Source organism: Actinacidiphila sp. bgisy145 (genome assembly GCF_057708125.1).
Genome location: NZ_JBYIRL010000001.1, coordinates 403,896 through 418,921, shown reverse-complemented (window position 1 = coordinate 418,921; position 15,026 = coordinate 403,896). Strand labels below are relative to the sequence as shown.

The 15,026-nt window shown below is 76.3% G+C and carries 14 protein-coding genes; 4 read left to right on the top strand and 10 right to left on the bottom strand.

Annotated elements, in window-relative coordinates; translation table 11 throughout:
* Positions 1-37: 37 nt before the first annotated feature.
* The gene (locus AC3ERT_RS01655; protein ID WP_335972744.1) at positions 38-1,336 is read left to right on the top strand and encodes an MFS transporter; all 1,299 of its coding nucleotides are present in this window, start codon (positions 38-40) and stop codon (positions 1,334-1,336) included.
* 64 nt (positions 1,337-1,400) lie between these two features.
* On the opposite strand, the gene AC3ERT_RS01650 is transcribed toward AC3ERT_RS01655, so the two are convergent.
* From AC3ERT_RS01650 to AC3ERT_RS01640, 3 genes are read right to left on the bottom strand one after another with little or no spacing between them, the layout of a single operon-like run.
* Complete coding sequence (locus tag AC3ERT_RS01650) at positions 1,401-2,126, bottom strand: FAD:protein FMN transferase (protein ID WP_335973084.1); 726 nt, start codon at positions 2,124-2,126, stop codon at positions 1,401-1,403.
* A gap of 50 nt (positions 2,127-2,176) precedes the next feature.
* Positions 2,177-2,653, bottom strand: a complete 477-nt coding sequence (locus AC3ERT_RS01645) for an FMN-binding protein (protein ID WP_435172341.1) — start codon at positions 2,651-2,653, stop codon at positions 2,177-2,179.
* A 39-nt stretch (positions 2,654-2,692) separates the two neighbouring features.
* On the bottom strand, positions 2,693-4,057 hold the full coding sequence (locus tag AC3ERT_RS01640; protein ID WP_435172314.1) for a ferredoxin reductase family protein: 1,365 nt from the start codon (positions 4,055-4,057) through the stop codon (positions 2,693-2,695).
* 161 nt (positions 4,058-4,218) lie between these two features.
* On the opposite strand from AC3ERT_RS01640, the gene AC3ERT_RS01635 reads away from it, so the two are divergent.
* Both AC3ERT_RS01635 and AC3ERT_RS01630 read left to right on the top strand, forming a co-directional pair.
* Positions 4,219-4,980, top strand: coding sequence for a response regulator transcription factor (locus AC3ERT_RS01635; RefSeq protein WP_335972754.1), 762 nt, complete (start codon positions 4,219-4,221; stop codon positions 4,978-4,980).
* 71 nt (positions 4,981-5,051) lie between these two features.
* Positions 5,052-6,518 (top strand): sensor histidine kinase, encoded by a 1,467-nt coding sequence (locus AC3ERT_RS01630; RefSeq protein ID WP_435172340.1) that lies wholly within the window; start codon positions 5,052-5,054, stop codon positions 6,516-6,518.
* Between the two features lie 36 nt (positions 6,519-6,554).
* Here AC3ERT_RS01630 and AC3ERT_RS01625 read toward each other — a convergent pair whose 3' ends face one another.
* From AC3ERT_RS01625 to AC3ERT_RS01595, 7 genes are all read right to left on the bottom strand, one after another.
* The gene (locus AC3ERT_RS01625) at positions 6,555-7,280 is read right to left on the bottom strand and encodes an SOS response-associated peptidase (RefSeq protein ID WP_435172313.1); all 726 of its coding nucleotides are present in this window, start codon (positions 7,278-7,280) and stop codon (positions 6,555-6,557) included.
* A 41-nt stretch (positions 7,281-7,321) separates the two neighbouring features.
* A complete protein-coding gene (locus tag AC3ERT_RS01620; protein ID WP_435172312.1) occupies positions 7,322-8,506 on the bottom strand; it encodes a sensor histidine kinase in 1,185 nt (394 codons plus the stop codon).
* Positions 8,503-9,159, bottom strand: a complete 657-nt coding sequence (locus tag AC3ERT_RS01615; RefSeq protein ID WP_435172311.1) for a response regulator transcription factor — start codon at positions 9,157-9,159, stop codon at positions 8,503-8,505. Before AC3ERT_RS01615 ends, AC3ERT_RS01620 begins: the two co-directional genes overlap by 4 nt.
* 4 nt (positions 9,160-9,163) lie before the next feature.
* The gene (locus AC3ERT_RS01610) at positions 9,164-10,261 is read right to left on the bottom strand and encodes an FAD:protein FMN transferase (protein ID WP_435172310.1); all 1,098 of its coding nucleotides are present in this window, start codon (positions 10,259-10,261) and stop codon (positions 9,164-9,166) included.
* A gap of 233 nt (positions 10,262-10,494) precedes the next feature.
* A complete protein-coding gene (locus tag AC3ERT_RS01605) occupies positions 10,495-11,487 on the bottom strand; it encodes a class I SAM-dependent methyltransferase (RefSeq protein WP_435172309.1) in 993 nt (330 codons plus the stop codon).
* 108 nt (positions 11,488-11,595) lie between these two features.
* A complete protein-coding gene (locus AC3ERT_RS01600) occupies positions 11,596-12,168 on the bottom strand; it encodes a helix-turn-helix domain-containing protein (protein ID WP_435172308.1) in 573 nt (190 codons plus the stop codon).
* Positions 12,169-12,261: 93 nt separating this feature from the next.
* Entirely contained in the window at positions 12,262-13,764 is a 1,503-nt protein-coding gene (locus tag AC3ERT_RS01595; RefSeq protein ID WP_435133451.1) for a SulP family inorganic anion transporter, read from the bottom strand.
* A 526-nt stretch (positions 13,765-14,290) separates the two neighbouring features.
* Here AC3ERT_RS01595 and AC3ERT_RS01590 point away from each other — a divergent pair.
* Positions 14,291-14,953 carry a CBS domain-containing protein gene (locus tag AC3ERT_RS01590; RefSeq protein WP_435172307.1) on the top strand — a complete coding sequence of 221 codons (663 nt, stop codon included), beginning with the start codon at positions 14,291-14,293 and terminating at the stop codon, positions 14,951-14,953.
* Positions 14,954-15,026: the final 73 nt, after the last annotated feature.

Sequence of the window (15,026 nt, the reverse complement as noted above, 5' to 3'; positions counted from 1 at the left end):
GGCAGCCCGACGACGATCTCCCACGGAGCTGCCACCCATGCCGTCCCTTCCCGCCACCGCCGGCGTGCCCGCACCGGACCGGATACGCGGTGCCGTCATCGGCACCTACGTCGCCTTCACCGGTTGCGGTCTCGCCTTCGCGAGTTGGGCCTCGCGGCTGCCGCAGGTCCGCGACCACCTCGACCTGTCGCCGGCCAGGCTCGGCCTGGTGCTGCTGGCCATCGCCGCCGGCTCGATCATCGCGCTGCCGCTGGCCGGGCCGGTGATCCACAAGGCCGGCACGCGCAACACGGTGGCCTTCATGTCGCTGCTGCTGTGCGTGGGCCTGTCGGTCGTGGCGGTCGGCTACTCCCACGGCACCGCCCCGGTGGTGGTCGGCCTGTTCCTGCTGGGCTTCGGCACCGGCGCGTGGGACGTGGCGATGAACGTCCACGGGGCGCTGGTCGAGAAGCACCTCGGCCGCTCGATCATGTCCCGCTTCCACGCCGGTTACAGCCTCGGTACGGTCGCGGGCGCGCTGATCGGCGCGGGCATGGTCGCGCTGCACGTCCCGGTCACCGCGCACCTGCTGCTGGCCGCGGCGGCGATCGCGGTGGCCGTGCCCTGGGGGTCGCGGTCCTTCCTGATCGACGCCGCCCCGGCCGAGGACTCCGGTCCGGACGGCGAGGCCGGCGAGGACAGCGCCGAGGGCCCCGCGCCCGCCGCGCGCGGTCCGCTCGCGGCCTGGCGCGAGCCCCGCACGCTGCTGATCGGCGTGTTCGTGCTGGCCTTCGCGTTCGCCGAGGGCACCGGCAACGACTGGATCGGGATCGCCACCATCGACGGTTACGACACGTCGGCCCTGGTCGGCACCCTGGCGTTCGCGGCCTTCCTGTCCACGATGACGGTCGGACGGTGGTTCGGGCCGACGCTGCTGGACCGGTACGGCCGGGTGCCGGTGCTGCGGGTGCTCGCCGCGTTCGGCATCGCGGGCTCGCTGCTGTTCGTCTTCGCGCCCGCCACGCCGCTGGCCTTCCTCGGCACGGTGCTGTGGGGCCTGGGGGTCTCGCTGGGCTTCCCGGTCGGCATGAGCGCGGGCGCCGACGAGCCGCAGTACGCGGCCGGCCGGGTCAGCGTCATCGCGTCGGTCGGCTACTGCGCGTTCCTCGCCGGGCCGCCCTCCATCGGCCTGCTCGCCGACCACCTGAGCGTGCTGCGCGCCCTGACCTCCGTGTCCGTCCTGCTCTGCGTCGCGGCGCTGATCACCGGGGCGGTCACACCGCCGCGCGGGGTGGTGGCCTCCTCCACGGCGCGTGCCGAGGAGCCCGCCGACCGCGGGACCCGCGCCGACGCGTGACCCCGGGCGCGCCGCCCCTGCCCGCCCGCCGGCCCGAGCCGCCCGCGGCCGGTGTGCTCCGGCTTCAACCGCGCGTCGGCGCGGGCCGGGCGCTGTCCGGGCCGCGGGTGTGCCAGGTGGCGCCGTCGGCGGTGACCGCGAACGCGCGGGTGCCGGGGAGTTCGGCCAGCCAGTCCCGGGCGAGGGCGCCCATCGCGTAGCCGGCGGTGGCGCGGGCGTCGGCGTCGGTCAGGCCGCGGCAGACCACGGTGAGCGAGGCGAGCGCGCCGGCCGGGGGGCGGCCGGTGTGCGGGTCGAGGATGTGGCAGCCGCGTTCGGCCGGGCCGGACGTGGCCACCGCGAGGTCGCCGTCGGCGTCCACGACCGTCGCCAACTGCCCCGCGTGCAGCGGGTCGCTGACCCCGATCCGCCAGGGGCCGCCGTGCACCTGGACGTCGCCGCCGCCGTTGACGCACACCGCGTCCGCGCCGGAGGCGGCGACCATCGCGGCCGCGCGCTCCACCGCCCAGCCCTTGACCAGCCCGGTCGGGTCGAAGCCGCCGCGGTAGGCGGCCGTGAACCAGCCGTCGCTCTCCCGCTCGGCGGCCTCGCACCGCCGCATCACCTCCCACACCTCGGGCGAGCACGCCGACAGCGCGAGCGAGCCGGCCGCGAGCCGGCTGATCTGGCTGCCGGGCCGGTACGTCGAGAACGTCGCGTCCACGTGGCGCAGCCAGGCCGCCGCGGCGTCCAGGGCGGCGGCGGTGCGCGGCCCGGCGCCGCGGACGTCGAAGGAGAAGGCCGTGCCCATGGTGTGCTCGACCCGCCGCAGCCGCGGGCCGGTGCCCGGGCGGTGCGCCGTCACAGGCCGGCCTTGTCGAGGGCGCTCTGGAGGGACTGGATGTAGCCCTCGCTGGTGTAGGTCGCGCCGGAGACGGTGTCGATCCTCGCGCTCTGCGCGGACAGCGCCTCCTGGGTGAGCTGGGGGACGGCGAAGCCGGTGATCTCCTCGTCGCGCGGGTTGTTGGTGGGCATCTGGACGGCGGTGACCGCGGTGATCTTGCCGCCCTTGACGGTGATCCGCAGCTGCACGGGCCCGTAGCGGGTCTGGATGGTGTCGCCGGTCACGCTGCGGCTGGCGGTGGAGCCGCCGGTGGCGGGCGAGGTCGCCGGGGACGTCGCCGGGGCGGTCGCCGAGGCCGACGGCGCGGGCGCGGGCGCGGCGGCGCCGCCGCTCGGGGTGCCGGCCACGGCCACCGCGGTGCTGTGCGGCTTGAGGCTGAGCAGGAGCAGCACCCCGCCGACGGTCACCGCGACGCTCAGCGCGATCCGCCGCATCGGGCGGGAGGAAAGGGTGTTCACGGACGTCTCACCGGCTCACAGTTCGAAGGACTCGTGGTGGATGTGGCGTGCCGGCACCCCGGCCGCGCGCAGCGCCTCGTACGACGCGCGGGCCATGCCGGGCGGCCCGCACAGGTACACGTCGTGCCCGGCGAGGTCGGGTACGGCCTCGCGCAGGAAGCCGGCGGTCAGCCGCGGGCTGCGGCCGTCCGCGTCGTTGAGCAGGTAGTGCAGGCGGGCGCCGCGGTTGCGGGCGATCGCCTCCAACTCGCCGCGCAGCGCCAGCTCCTGCGCGGTGCGGGCCCGGTAGATCAGGGTGAGGTCGCCGGGGCGGGCGGGCAGCGCCTCGAACAGCGCGCGCAGCGGTGTCACCCCGACGCCGCCGGCGAGCAGCAGCACCTTCGGCCGGCTGCGGCGGTCCGCGGTCAGCGCGCCGTACGGGCCCTCGGCCCAGATCCGGGTGCCCGGCCGCAGCCGGGCCAGCTCCTGGCTGTGGTCGCCGACCACCTTGACGGTGATCCGCAGCAGGTCCGCGCGCGGCGCGGTCGACAGCGAGTAGGGGCTGGAGGTCCACCACAGCCCGGGGGCAAGGAACCGCCACCGCATGAACTGCCCCGGCCGGGCGGCGAGCCGTCCCAGGTCCCGGCCGGTGACGATCACCGACACCACCTCGGGGGTCTCCCGCACCACCTGGGCGACCCGCAGCCGGTGCCGCAGGTTCAGCCGCAGCGGCGCCGCGACCCGGTACCAGAGCACCGCGGCGGCGGCCGCGGCGTACAGCGCGTACCAGAAGGCCCGGGCGAGCGGGTGGGAGGAGAAGTCGGCGCCGAGCGCGAGCTGGTGCCAGAAGGCGAGGAAGACCGCCAGGTACGTCAGCAGGTGCAGGTAGTACCAGGTCTCGTAGCTGACCTTGCGGCGCACCGCGCGGGCGGAGACCACCCCGACGGCGATCAGCAGGGCCCCGCCGATGGTGCCCTTGAGCATGTCGGGGTAGGTCAGCACGACCGTGGTCGTCTCGCCCACCACGCCGTTGTGGGCCTGTACGGCGTAGCCCCACAGGATCAGGGTGACGTGCGCGAGCAGCAGGCACACGGTGTAGCGGCCGAGGGAGGCGTGCCAGCGGGCCACCCGGTCGCTGCCGACGCCCTGCTCCAGCACCGGCACCCGGGCCATCAGGCCGATCAGCAGCGCGCAGGAGTAGCCGCACAGCAGACCGGCGATGCGGCCGGCGCCGAGCAGCCAGTCCGCGGTGCCGACCACGGAGCCGGTGTCCTGCCACCACAGTGCGAGCACTGCGGCCGCCCCCGCCCAGCTGAGCAGCAGCACCCACGCGGCCGGCGAGCGCCGCGCCGCGGGGGCGGCGGCGTGCCTGGTCGTGCGCGGGTCGTAGGTGGTGGTCATGCCGTGCGTCCTTTCCTCGCCGTGCACGGCCACTGTGCGGCCGGAACCTCTCAGTCAGCTCTGAACCTGCTCTCAACCGGCTCTGCCGCGGCAGATCCACAGCGGACTCAGAGCCGGAACGGGGTGGCGCGGGCCGCGGCGAGAGGGATGCTGGAGTGACCATGGACTCCGCACCGCACGCCCGGCCCGCGCCCCACGCCCGGCCCGCGCCCCTGACCCGGCCCGACGGCACCCCGATCCGCGTCCTCGTCGTCGACGACGAGCCGGACCTCACCGAGGTGCTGGCCGGGGTGCTGCGCTACGAGGGCTGGCAGGTGCGCACCGCCGGCGACGTGGCGACCGCGCTCGCGCAGGCCGGCGACTTCGGGCCGGACGCGGTGGTGCTGGACGTCATGCTGCCCGACGGCAACGGGCTGACCGCGCTGCGCGGCCTGCGGGCGGTCCGGCCGGACGTGTGCGTGCTCTTCCTCACCGCGCGGGACTCCGTGGAGGACCGGATCTCCGGGCTGACGGCGGGCGGCGACGACTACGTCACCAAGCCCTTCAGCCTGGAGGAGGTGGTGGCCCGGCTGCGGGGGCTGCTGCGCCGGGCGGGCATGACGCGGGCCCGCGACGACTCGGCGCAGCTCGTGGTCGGCGACCTCACCCTGGACGAGGACGCCCGCGAGGTGACCCGCGGCGGCGAGCCGGTGGAGCTGTCGCCGACGGAGTTCGAGCTGCTGCGCTACCTGATGCGCAACCCGCGCCGGGTGCTGAGCAAGGCGCAGATCCTCGACCAGGTGTGGTCCTACGACTTCGGCGGCCAGGCGCACGTGGTGGAGCTGTACATCAGCTACCTGCGGCGGAAGGTCGACGCGGGCCGGGAGCCGATGATCCACACGGTGCGCGGGGCGGGGTACGTCCTGAAGGCGGCGCCGCGGTGAGGTGGTCCAGGTCCGGCCCGGGCGCGGGGGGCCGGTGGTGGCGGCCGGGGTCCCGGTGGTGGCCGCGCACCCTGCGGGCGCGGCTCATCTGGGGCCTGGTGGTGCTGCTCGCGGTGAGCTGCGCCGCGGTCGGGCTCGCGGCGGTCCTCACCCTGCGCTCCTTCCTCACCCAGCGGCTGGACCAGCAGATCGCGCAGGCCGGCGGGACGTTCCCGGCCAGCCTCGAACACCACGGGCGCGGCGAGCCCGACGCGGACAACCCGCACGGCGACACCCGCCGGCAGGTGCCGGGCACCTTCGGCGCCCGGCTGCTGGACGGGAAGGTCACCGCGGCCGGTGCGGTGCACTCCGGCGCGGGCACCTCCGTGACCTTGACGGCGGGCGACAAGGCGGCGCTCGCCGGGCTGCCGGCGGACGGCAGCGTGCACCGGCTGCACCTGTCGGCGCTGGGCGACTACCGGGTCCGGGCGGTCACCGGGGACGACGGCGACGTCCTGGTGACGGGGCTGCCGCTGGCCGGCGTCCAGGACGCGGTGGCACGGCTGCTCGCGGTGGAGGGCGCCGTCTTCGGCGGGGCGCTGCTGGTGGCGGGCGCGGCGGGCGCGTTCTGGGTGCGGTGGTCGCTGCGGCCGCTGCGCCGGGTCGCGGCCACCGCCGCGGCCGTGACCGCGCTGCCGCTGGCCAGCGGCGAGGTGACGCTGCCGGACCGGGTGCCGGACACCGACCCGCGCACGGAGGTCGGCCAGGTCGGCATCGCGCTGAACGGGCTGCTGGGGCATGTGGAGGGCGCGCTCGCGGAGCGGCACGCCAGCCAGGAGCGGCTGCGCCGCTTCGCCGCGGACGCCAGCCACGAACTGCGCACCCCGGTCGCGTCCATCCGCGGCCACGCCGAGCTGGCGCGGCTGCACCCCGGGCCGGTGCCGCCGGGCGTGGCGCGGGCGCTGGAGCGGATCACCGCCGAGTCGGTGCGGATGGGCGGCATGGTCGACGACCTGCTGCTGCTCGCCCGCCTCGACGCGGGACGGCCGCTGGCGTCCGAGCCGGTGGACCTGACCCGGCTGGTGCTGGACGCGGTGGACGACGCGCGCGCCGCGGGCCCGGACCACCGGTGGGAGCTGGACCTGCCGGCGGAGCCGGTCACCGTGGCCGGGGACCGGCTGCGGCTCCAGCAGGTGGCGGGGAACCTGCTGTCCAACGCCCGCCGCCACACCCCGCCCGGCACCCGCGTCACCCTGCGGCTGCGCCAGGACCGGGACGGCACCACCCGGCTCCAGGTCGCGGACGACGGCCCGGGCATCCCCGCGGACGTGCGCGACACGGTCTTCGAGCGCTTCGCCCGCGCCGACCACACCACCCACCCCGGCACCGCCTCCGGTCCTGCCCCCGGTTCGGCGTCCGGCCCCGCGCCCGAGGCCCACGGCGCCGGGCTGGGCCTGGCCATCGTGCGGGCGGTGGCCACCGCGCACGGCGGCACCGCCGAGGTCAGCAGCCGCCCGGGCGCCACGGTCTTCACCGTCACCCTGCCCGCGCGGCCGTAGGGCCGGCTTGCCGCCTCCGCACCCCGGGCGGCGCGGTCAGCGCAGCTCGGTGATCAGCTCGGGGCCGTCGTTGCGGACGCTGTTCACGGCGGGCGGGACCGGGCGGGCGGCCAGGTCGCCGCCGGAGGGAAGCGCGAGCAGGGCGCGCAGGTCGTCCGGGTCGCGGTGGGCCGGGTCGAGCCAGTCCGCTTGGTGCTCGGGGGCGATCGTCAGCGGCATCCGCGGGTGGATGCGGCCGGAGGAGTCGGTCGCGTCGGTGGTGATGACCGTGCAGCTCACCAGCCACGCTCCCGCCGGGTCGGTCCGGTCGCGCCAGAACTCGTAGAGCCCGGCCATCGCGAGCAGGGAGCCGTCGGCCGGGTGCAGGTAGTACGGCTTCTTCACGGCCTTGCGGTGCGCGGTCGCCGGGAGGGTCTCCCACTCGTAGTAGCCGTCGGCGGGCAGCAGGCAGCGGCGGTCGGTGAACGCCTTGCGGAAGGCGGGCCGGGTGTGGACGGTCTCGGCCCGGGCGTTGATCAGCCGGGCGCCGCCGGCCGGCGACTTCGACCAGGACGGCACCAGCCCCCAGCGCAGGGGCCGCAGCCGCCGTACGGGCTCGGGCTCGTCGTCCTGCGCGCGCTGCACCACGCCCCACACCGGGTCGGTGGGGGCCACGTTCCAGCTCGGCTCCGGGGCCTGCTCGCCGGTCCTGACGCGCACCTCGGCGTCGAACGCGGCCGCGAGGTCGGCGGCGGCCCGGGAGGCGACGTACCTTCCGCACATGCCTCCACGGTGCCACGGCGGCGGCCGCGCCGCCCGCGGGTTCAGGTGCGGTGGCCGGGCCGTACGCCCGGCAGCTCCAGGGCCACGCTCAGGCCGCCTTCCGCGCGGGCCCGGGCGGTGGCGGTGCCGGTGTGGGCGCGGGCGACGGCCCGCACGATGGACAGGCCCAGGCCCGTGCCGTCCGGCAGGTCGTCCGGGGCGCTGCGGCGCCGGGTGCGGTCGCCGCGGTTGAAGGGCTCGAAGAGGTTCTCCACCCGCTCGGGGTCCAGCGCGGGCCCGTCGTTGACCACGGTCAGCCGCACCGTGCCGTCGCCGGCCGGTCCGGTGGTGACGTGCAGCAGGCCGCCGTCGCGGTTGTAGCGGACGGCGTTCTCCAGCAGGTTGGAGACCGCGATGCCCAGCAGCGCGACGTTGGCGGGCAGCGGGGCGGGTTCGAGGTCGGTCCGCAGGCGCAGCCCGCGCGCCCTGGCCCGGCCCGCCACCTGGTCCAGCGCCTCGGCTGCGACGTCGGCGAGGTCGTCCTCGACGAGGTCGGCGGCGGCCTGCTCGGAGCGGGCGAGCAGCAGCAGCGCGGAGATCAGCCGCTGGGCGCTGCCGGTGGCGTCGGCGACGTCGGCGGCCATGGTGCGCCACTGCTCCTCGGTGACGGCGGGCTTGGCGAGGGTGACCTCGACGGCCGCGCGGGTCAGCGCGAGCGGGGTGCGCAGTTCGTGGCTGGCGTTGGCGACGAATCTGCGCTGGGCGTCGAAGGCCCGGTCCAGGCGCTCCAGCATCTCGTCGAACGTGTCGCCGAGCTGCCGCAGTTCGTCCGGCGGGCCGGTCAGCCGCAGCCGTTCGTGCAGGGTCGCGTCGGTGGCGCGGCGAGCGGCGGCGGTGATGTCGGCGATCGGCCGCAGCAGCCGTCCGGCGACCCACCAGCCGACCAGCGCGGACAGCGCGACGACCACCGACAGCAGCAGCAGCGCGATGACCAGCAGCCGTGAGGCGGCCGCGTCGCGGATCTGGTCGGACAGCCCGATGTAGTTGTCGTGGTCGGGGTCGAGGCTGCCGGGGACCTCGGAGGCGGGCAGCGGGCGGAAGATCTCCTCGTACAGGGCGGTGGTCATGGCCAGGACCAGGGCGCTGCCGCCGACGGTGAACAGCACGGCGTAGGTGAGGGTCAGGCGTCCGCGGAGGGTCAGGTTCGGGCGGCGCAGCCGGGCGGCGGCGCGGCGCGGCAGGTTCACCGGGCGATCCGGTAGCCGGCGCCGACGAGGGTCTCGATCAGGTCGGGCGGGCCGAGCTTGCGGCGCAGCCGGTTGACGGTGACCCGCACGGTGTTGGTGAACGGGTCGGCGTTCTCGTCCCAGGCACGCTCCAGCAGCTGTTCGTGGCTGAGCACCGCGCCGTCCGCGGCCAGCAGCAGCCGCAGCACCGTGAACTCCTTGGCGGTCAGGGCGACCGGCCGCCCGGCGCGCAGTACGGTGCGGCGCAGCGTGTCCATGGTCAGGTCGCCGCGGACCAGGGTCACGCCGTGCGCGCCGCGCCGCCGGCCCAGCGCCTTGACGCGCAGGGTGAGTTCGGCGAAGGAGAAGGGCTTGCCGAGGTAGTCGTCGGCGCCGAGGGTCAGGCCGTCCACCCGGTCGTCGATGCCCGACAGGGCGGTGAGCATGAGGATCATCGGCGGCTCGGGGCGGCCGGCCAGCTCCGCGCAGACCTCGTCGCCGGAGCGGCCGGGCAGGTCGCGGTCGAGCACGAGGACGTCGTAGTCGCCCAGCTCCACCTTCGCCAGCGCGTCGGTGCCGTCGTGGCAGACGTCCACGGCCATGCCCTGGTCCCGCAGTCCCTCGGCTATGACGGCGGCCAGGCGCTGCTCGTCCTCGACAATCAGGATACGCATGGCCTCATCCTGTCGGCCGCCCGCTCCCGCCGGGCTCGGACCGCGAACCTGACGGAGTATCAAGCGGCGGGTCGAGCGATGTGTCCGGCGGGTTGTCAGGGGCGGCGCCGGGGCGCGGAGCCGGCCCGCCGTACGGGGCCGCGGGCGGTGGCGGGCAGGCGGGCGCGGGCGGTGGCGGGCCGGGGCGGCGCTGCCGGACGGTCCGCGCGGGCGGGCGCAGCGGCGGGCGGTCCGGCTGCTCGGGCAGCGGCTCGGCCTCCAGGCGCAGCCGGCCGGCGAGCCCGGCGGTGGTGTGCAGGCGGCCGCGGGAGTCGACGCACAGCGCCTCGTACGGGGTGCTCGCGGCGAGGCCGTCGACCCAGGCGCGGGCGCGGTCGGTGGTGGGCTGCGCGGTCGCGGCGGTGGCGTACAGGTCGGCCCGTGCCAGGTCGGGGCCGATGACGGTCACCTGGGTGAGCGCGGCGGCGGGCCGGCCGGTGCCGGGCATCCGCACCGGCAGGTCGTGCCCGGTGGCCGCGCAGGTGGCGAGGGCGCCCTCGCGGACCTCCAGCATGGCGAGCAGGCCGCCGGTCAGGCCGGGGTCGGCCAGCCGCACCCGCCAGGCCGGGCCGGTGCCCCCGTCGGAGCGCAGCCGCAGGTCGCCGCCCGCGTTCACCAGGTGCCGGGGCAGCCCGCGGGCGGCCAGCAGATCGCTCGCGCGCTCTACCGCCCAGCAGCGGACCGCCTTGCGCGGGTCGAGCCGCCGCCCGCCCGGGGTCCGTGCCCCGGCCGGGGCGCCCACGTAGCCGCTGGCGTCCCAGGCGCCAGTGGTGTCCAGCGCGTCGAAGACACCCTCGCCCACGGCCCGCAGCATCGCGCACAGGTCGAGGGCCTCGCGGCTCTCCCCCGCCTCCGGCGGCCCGCCGAGGTCGGCCGCGCCGAGCAGCCCCTCGAACACGCGGCGGGCCGAACCGCCGGGCCGGGGCGCGCAGAAGACGTCCTCGATCCGCCGCAGCAGCGCGAACGCGGCGCGGCCGGCCGCCTGGAAGGTGCCGAAGTCCGCGGAGTCGGGCGCGGCGATCGACACCCGGGCCCCGAGGACGCCCTCCCTGACGGTGCGCACCGCCTACCGCTCCGCCGGGACGTACGGTGTACGGCGGCGGGCAGGCGTGCCGGTCCCCCTCGACATGGCAACTCCTTCCGGCTGGCGGGCACTTCGCCCGCCACTGTTCCGGCGGAGACCTAACGACGGGGTAACACGCCTTTCGCGACACCGTGTTTCCGGCCATCCGGCGGCGGAACGGCGCTTCGTCGCATGGGGCGTGCGGGGTGCGGGGCGTACGGTGCCGGCGGTGCTCAGGCGCGGCGGGCGGCCCACACGGCGCGCTCGGTGCGGACCGCGAGGTCGCCGCGGCGCACCACGCTCGACGGGCCGGCGGTGTCCAGCAGCCGGTCCAGCGCCCGCAGGTCCTCGGCGGGAAGCTCCGCGCCGACCGCCTCGCGCAGGCGGCGCAGGCTGCCGAGCGCGTAGCGGCCGACTGCGCTGTCCGCGGCGCTCTCCGCGCCGTCCGCGCCCACCGCCCCTGCCGCGCCCACCGCCCCTGCCGCGCCCTCGACGAACACGCGAACCGTCCGCTCGCCCTCGACCGCGAACCCGGCGGCGGCCAGCATCGGGCCCCAGTCGGCGCCTCGGTGCGGCATCTGCTCGGCGTGCTGCCGGTCCACCGCGGCATGGCAGCGGTCCTCCAGGCCGGGCCGCTCCTGCGGGGCGTCGGGGGGCAGGAACCGCGGGAAGCCCGCCATCTCGACGACGGCGAGCAGCCCGCCGGGCGCGAGCAGGTCGTACACGGTGCGCAGGGTGCGGGCCGGGTCGGCCATGTGGTGCAGCGACGCCGACGCCCACACCAGGTCGGGCCGGTCGAGTTCCGGCCACTCCCCGTCGAGGTCGGCCGGCACCGTGTGCACCCGCCCGGCCACCCCGAGCGCCTCGGCCTTCTCCCGCAGCCGCTCCAGGTGGGCCGGCGACGCGTCGACCGCGGTCACCTCCGCCGCCGGGAAGCGGGCCAGCAGCGCGAAGGTGCCGGCCCCGGTGCCGGCGCCCAGGTCCAGGATGCGGCGCGGCGGCTCCGCGACCGGCAGCCAGGCGGTGATCTCCGCGGTGTGCCCGGCGAGGACTTCCGCGCCCAGGTCCAGCAGTTCGGCCATGTCGTCGGTGCCGGGCGCGGCACCGGACGGGCCGTGGGTGTGGGCGTGGGTACCGCCGTGGGTGTGCGCGGGGCCGTGGGCGTGGGCGCCGGTGTGCCCGGGGGCCGCGGCGGGGTGGTGGTCATGCGGGGAAGCGTGGGTCATACGGTCACGCTAGGGCCGTGCCCCGGGCCCGGCGGCGCCCTTCCCGGGGTACGCAAGACATCCGCCGGATCTGCTGCCGTCCGCGCAAGGCGCCGCCGGCCGGGGTGTTCATCCGGCCTCGCCGCGCTGGTGGCCGCGGCGGGCGTCGCGGTCGAAGACGCCCAGCACGTCGCAGGGGCCGCCCTCCGCGCCGAAGGCGTGCGGCAGCATCGTGGGGAACTCCGCGGCCTGGTTCGCCTCCACCCGCACCCGGCGGTCGCCCAGCAGCAGCACCGCGGTGCCCGACAGCACCACCAGCCACTCCCGGCCCGGGTGGGCGCGGGTGCGGGCCGGGCCGTCGGGCGGGGGCGCCGTCAGCCGCTGCCGGATCACGCTCATCCCGGGGTACCCCTTTATCGGCCAGCTCATCCGCGCGTGGGCCGGGTCGATCGCCGGGTTGCTCACCACGTCGTCGGCCGCCGCCTCCACCAGCTGGTCCAGCGAGGTGTCCAGCGCCCGGGCCAGCGTGACCAGTTGGTCCAGCGCCAGGCGGCGCTGCCCGTTCTCGATCCGGCTGAGCGTCGACTGGCTGACCAGCGCCCGCGAGGCCAGCTCCTCCAACGACCAGCCGCGCGCCACCCGCAGTGCCCTGATCCGCTGCCGCACCAGGCGGTCCAGCTCCCCGTCCTCGCTTTGCGCCATGAGCAAGATCCTATGCGCCTGCCGCAACCCGCGCCCGCGCCCCCGTACGGCCGCCCGACGCGCCGCCCGCCGGGTCGCCTCGGCCCGCCCCGGTCAGCCCGCCCCCGTCAGCTCGCCGCTGAGCCGCCCGTGCATCCGCGCGCTGTGCTCGTTGAGCCCCACGATCTCCACGCTCTTGCCGCGTGCCGCGTACTTCGTGGTGATCGCGTCCAGCGCCGCCACGGACGAGGCGTCCCAGACGTGGGCGGCGCTGAGGTCGATGACGACGCGGTCGGGGTCGCCGGCGTAGTCGAACTGCGTGACCAGGTCGTTGCAGGAGGCGAAGAACAGCTCGCCGGTGACGGCGTAGACGACGCTGCCGCCGTCCGGGTCGAGGACCGAGGTGACGTCGGTGAGGTGGGCGACGCGGCGGGCGAAGACGACCATGGCGGCGAGCGTGCCGACCACGACGCCGATCGACAGGTTGCTGGTGGCCACCACCACGGCGACGGTGACGACCATGACGACGGTCTCGCCGACCGGCATCCGCTTGAGGGTGGCGGGCCTGACCGAGTGCCAGTCGAAGGTGCCGAAGGCGACCAGCACCATCACCGCGACCAGCGCGGCCATCGGGATGTGCGAGACGACCGGGCCGAGCACGATGCACAGGACCAGCAGGAAGAACCCGGCCAGGAAGGTGGACAGCCGGGTGCGGGCGCCGCTCTTGACGTTGATCATGGTCTGGCCGATCATCGCGCAGCCGCCCATGCCGCCGAAGAGCCCGGTGACGATGTTGGCGATGCCCTGGCCGACGGACTCGCGGGTCTTGTCCGAGCGGGTGTCGGTGATGTCGTCCACGAGCTTGGCGGTCATCAGCGTCTCCATCAGCCCGACGAGCGCCATCGCCAGCGCGTAGGGCGCGATCACCGCCAGGGTGTGGGTGTCGAACGGCACGTCCGGCAGCCCCGGCACCGGCAGCGACGACGGCAGGCGGCCCTTGTCGCCGACCGTCGGCACCGCGACGCCCGCCGCGACCGTGAACACCGTCAGGATCACGATGGACACCAGCGGCGCGGGCACCGCCCGGGTCAGGCGCGGGAAGAACACCATCACCAGCAGCCCGGTGGCCACCAGCGGGTAGACCGCCCACGGCACGTCGTGCAGGTTCGGTATCTGCGCGGTGAACAGCAGGATGCCCAGGGCGTTGACGAAGCCGACCATCACCGGGCGCGGCACGAACCGCATCAGCCGGGCCACCCCGAGTACGCCCAGCACGATCTGGAGGACGCCGGCGAGGATGACGGTCGCGATGAGGTAGCCGAGCCCGTGCTCGCGGACGACGGGTGCGGTGACCAGGGCGACGGCGCCGGTGGACGCCGAGATCATCGCGGGCCGGCCGCCGACGATCGCGATGGTCATCGCCATGGTGCAGGCGGCGAAGAGCCCGACCTTGGGGTCGACCCCGGCGATCACCGAGAACGAGATCGCCTCGGGGATCAGCGCCAGGCCGACGACGAGGCCGGCCAGCACCTCCACCCGGAGGACCTTCGGGGCGGACCAGGCCGGGCGGGGCAGGGCGCGCAGGCGCGCGGACAGGGGCGGGGGCGGTGTCTGCAAGACCAGGTGCCTGTCGTGCTCGGGCGCGGCCGCTCGGCTGCGCGGGGGACGGGAGGCGCGCGGCGCCGGGCGGCGGGCGCGGGGGTCGGCGGGGAGGTCGTCGAAGGGGGGCGCGGGACGGCTCGCTCGGACGGACGGACGGCCGGCCGGGCGTACGGCGCGGGCCCGGCCGGAGCGGCGCGGCGGGCGGGGTACGGCGGCGGGCCGCGGCACGCGGCTCAGCGCGCGGCCGGCCTCACGGCGGACAGCAGGCGGCGGCGGGCAACCGGGTCATGTGCACGCCTCGTCTCTCCTGCTCGCGGGTTCCGCGGGGGCGTCGTCGGCCCCGGCCGGGCGGCTCGCGTGCCGCCCCTGACAGCGCACACCCTACCCTTCGCCGCCCTACCGCCCCGCGCGCGGGACCGGTGCGGGCGGTAGGGCCCGATCGGCCCCAGCGCCGCGGGCGGCGGGTGCGCGATGCTGGAGACCGAGGCGGCCGGACGGTCCGCACGGCGGGCCCGCGTCCTCGCCGCCGCGGGAGGCGACCATGTTCAGCTCACCCATGACCGTCGGGGACGTGATGACCCGCACCGTCGTCGCCGTCGGCCGGGACGCGAGTTTCAAGGAGATCGTCAGGACCATGAAGCACTGGAAGGTCAGCGCCCTTCCGGTGCTCGAGGGCGAGGGCCGCGTGGTGGGCGTGGTCTCCGAGGCGGACCTGCTGCCGAAGGAGGAGTTCCGGGCGGTGCCGCCGAACCGCTACGACCGCGAGGAGCGGCGGCCCGGACTGGACAAGGCCGAGGCCGTCACCGCCGACCGGCTGATGACGGCGCCCGCGGTGTGCGTGCACGCCGGCTCCACGCTGGCGCAGGCCGCCCGGATCATGGCCGTGCGGGGCGTCAAGCGGCTGCCGGTGATCGACGCGTCCGGCCGGCTGAGCGGCATCGTCAGCCGCGCGGACCTGCTCAAGGCGTTCCTGCGCACCGACGAGGAGCTCGCCGGCGAGGTGCGCCGCCAGGTCGTGGAGGTGCTCTTCCCCGGGGAGCCCGACGTGCGGGTGACGGTGCACGAGGGGCGGGTGGCGCTGCGCGGCGACGTGCTGGAGCCCGGGCTGATCGGGCTGGCGGCCCGGCTGGCCCGCGCCGTCGAAGGGGTCGTCGACGTGACGAGCGAGCTGCGGCCGTCGCCGTCGGGCACCGCCGTCACCTGACGGGCCGCCGTGGCCCGTTCGTCACCGTCGTCACGTTGACACGTCGTCACGTCGTCACGTCGGCGCGGCCGAA

What these genes read in the sequence shown, in the direction of transcription:
- AC3ERT_RS01625 (WP_435172313.1), bottom strand. Translation starts at nt 7,280, where the DNA reads ATGTGCGGAAGGTACGTCGCCTCCCGGGCCGCCGCCGACCTCGCGGCC.
- AC3ERT_RS01645 (WP_435172341.1), bottom strand. Translation starts at nt 2,653, where the DNA reads ATGCGGCGGATCGCGCTGAGCGTCGCGGTGACCGTCGGCGGGGTGCTG.
- AC3ERT_RS01650 (WP_335973084.1), bottom strand. Translation starts at nt 2,126, where the DNA reads ATGGGCACGGCCTTCTCCTTCGACGTCCGCGGCGCCGGGCCGCGCACC.
- AC3ERT_RS01615 (WP_435172311.1), bottom strand. Translation starts at nt 9,159, where the DNA reads ATGCGTATCCTGATTGTCGAGGACGAGCAGCGCCTGGCCGCCGTCATA.
- AC3ERT_RS01590 (WP_435172307.1), top strand. Translation starts at nt 14,291, where the DNA reads ATGTTCAGCTCACCCATGACCGTCGGGGACGTGATGACCCGCACCGTC.
- AC3ERT_RS01635 (WP_335972754.1), top strand. Translation starts at nt 4,219, where the DNA reads ATGGACTCCGCACCGCACGCCCGGCCCGCGCCCCACGCCCGGCCCGCG.
- AC3ERT_RS01600 (WP_435172308.1), bottom strand. Translation starts at nt 12,168, where the DNA reads ATGGCGCAAAGCGAGGACGGGGAGCTGGACCGCCTGGTGCGGCAGCGG.
- AC3ERT_RS01640 (WP_435172314.1), bottom strand. Translation starts at nt 4,057, where the DNA reads ATGACCACCACCTACGACCCGCGCACGACCAGGCACGCCGCCGCCCCC.
- AC3ERT_RS01655 (WP_335972744.1), top strand. Translation starts at nt 38, where the DNA reads ATGCCGTCCCTTCCCGCCACCGCCGGCGTGCCCGCACCGGACCGGATA.
- AC3ERT_RS01605 (WP_435172309.1), bottom strand. Translation starts at nt 11,487, where the DNA reads ATGACCCACGCTTCCCCGCATGACCACCACCCCGCCGCGGCCCCCGGG.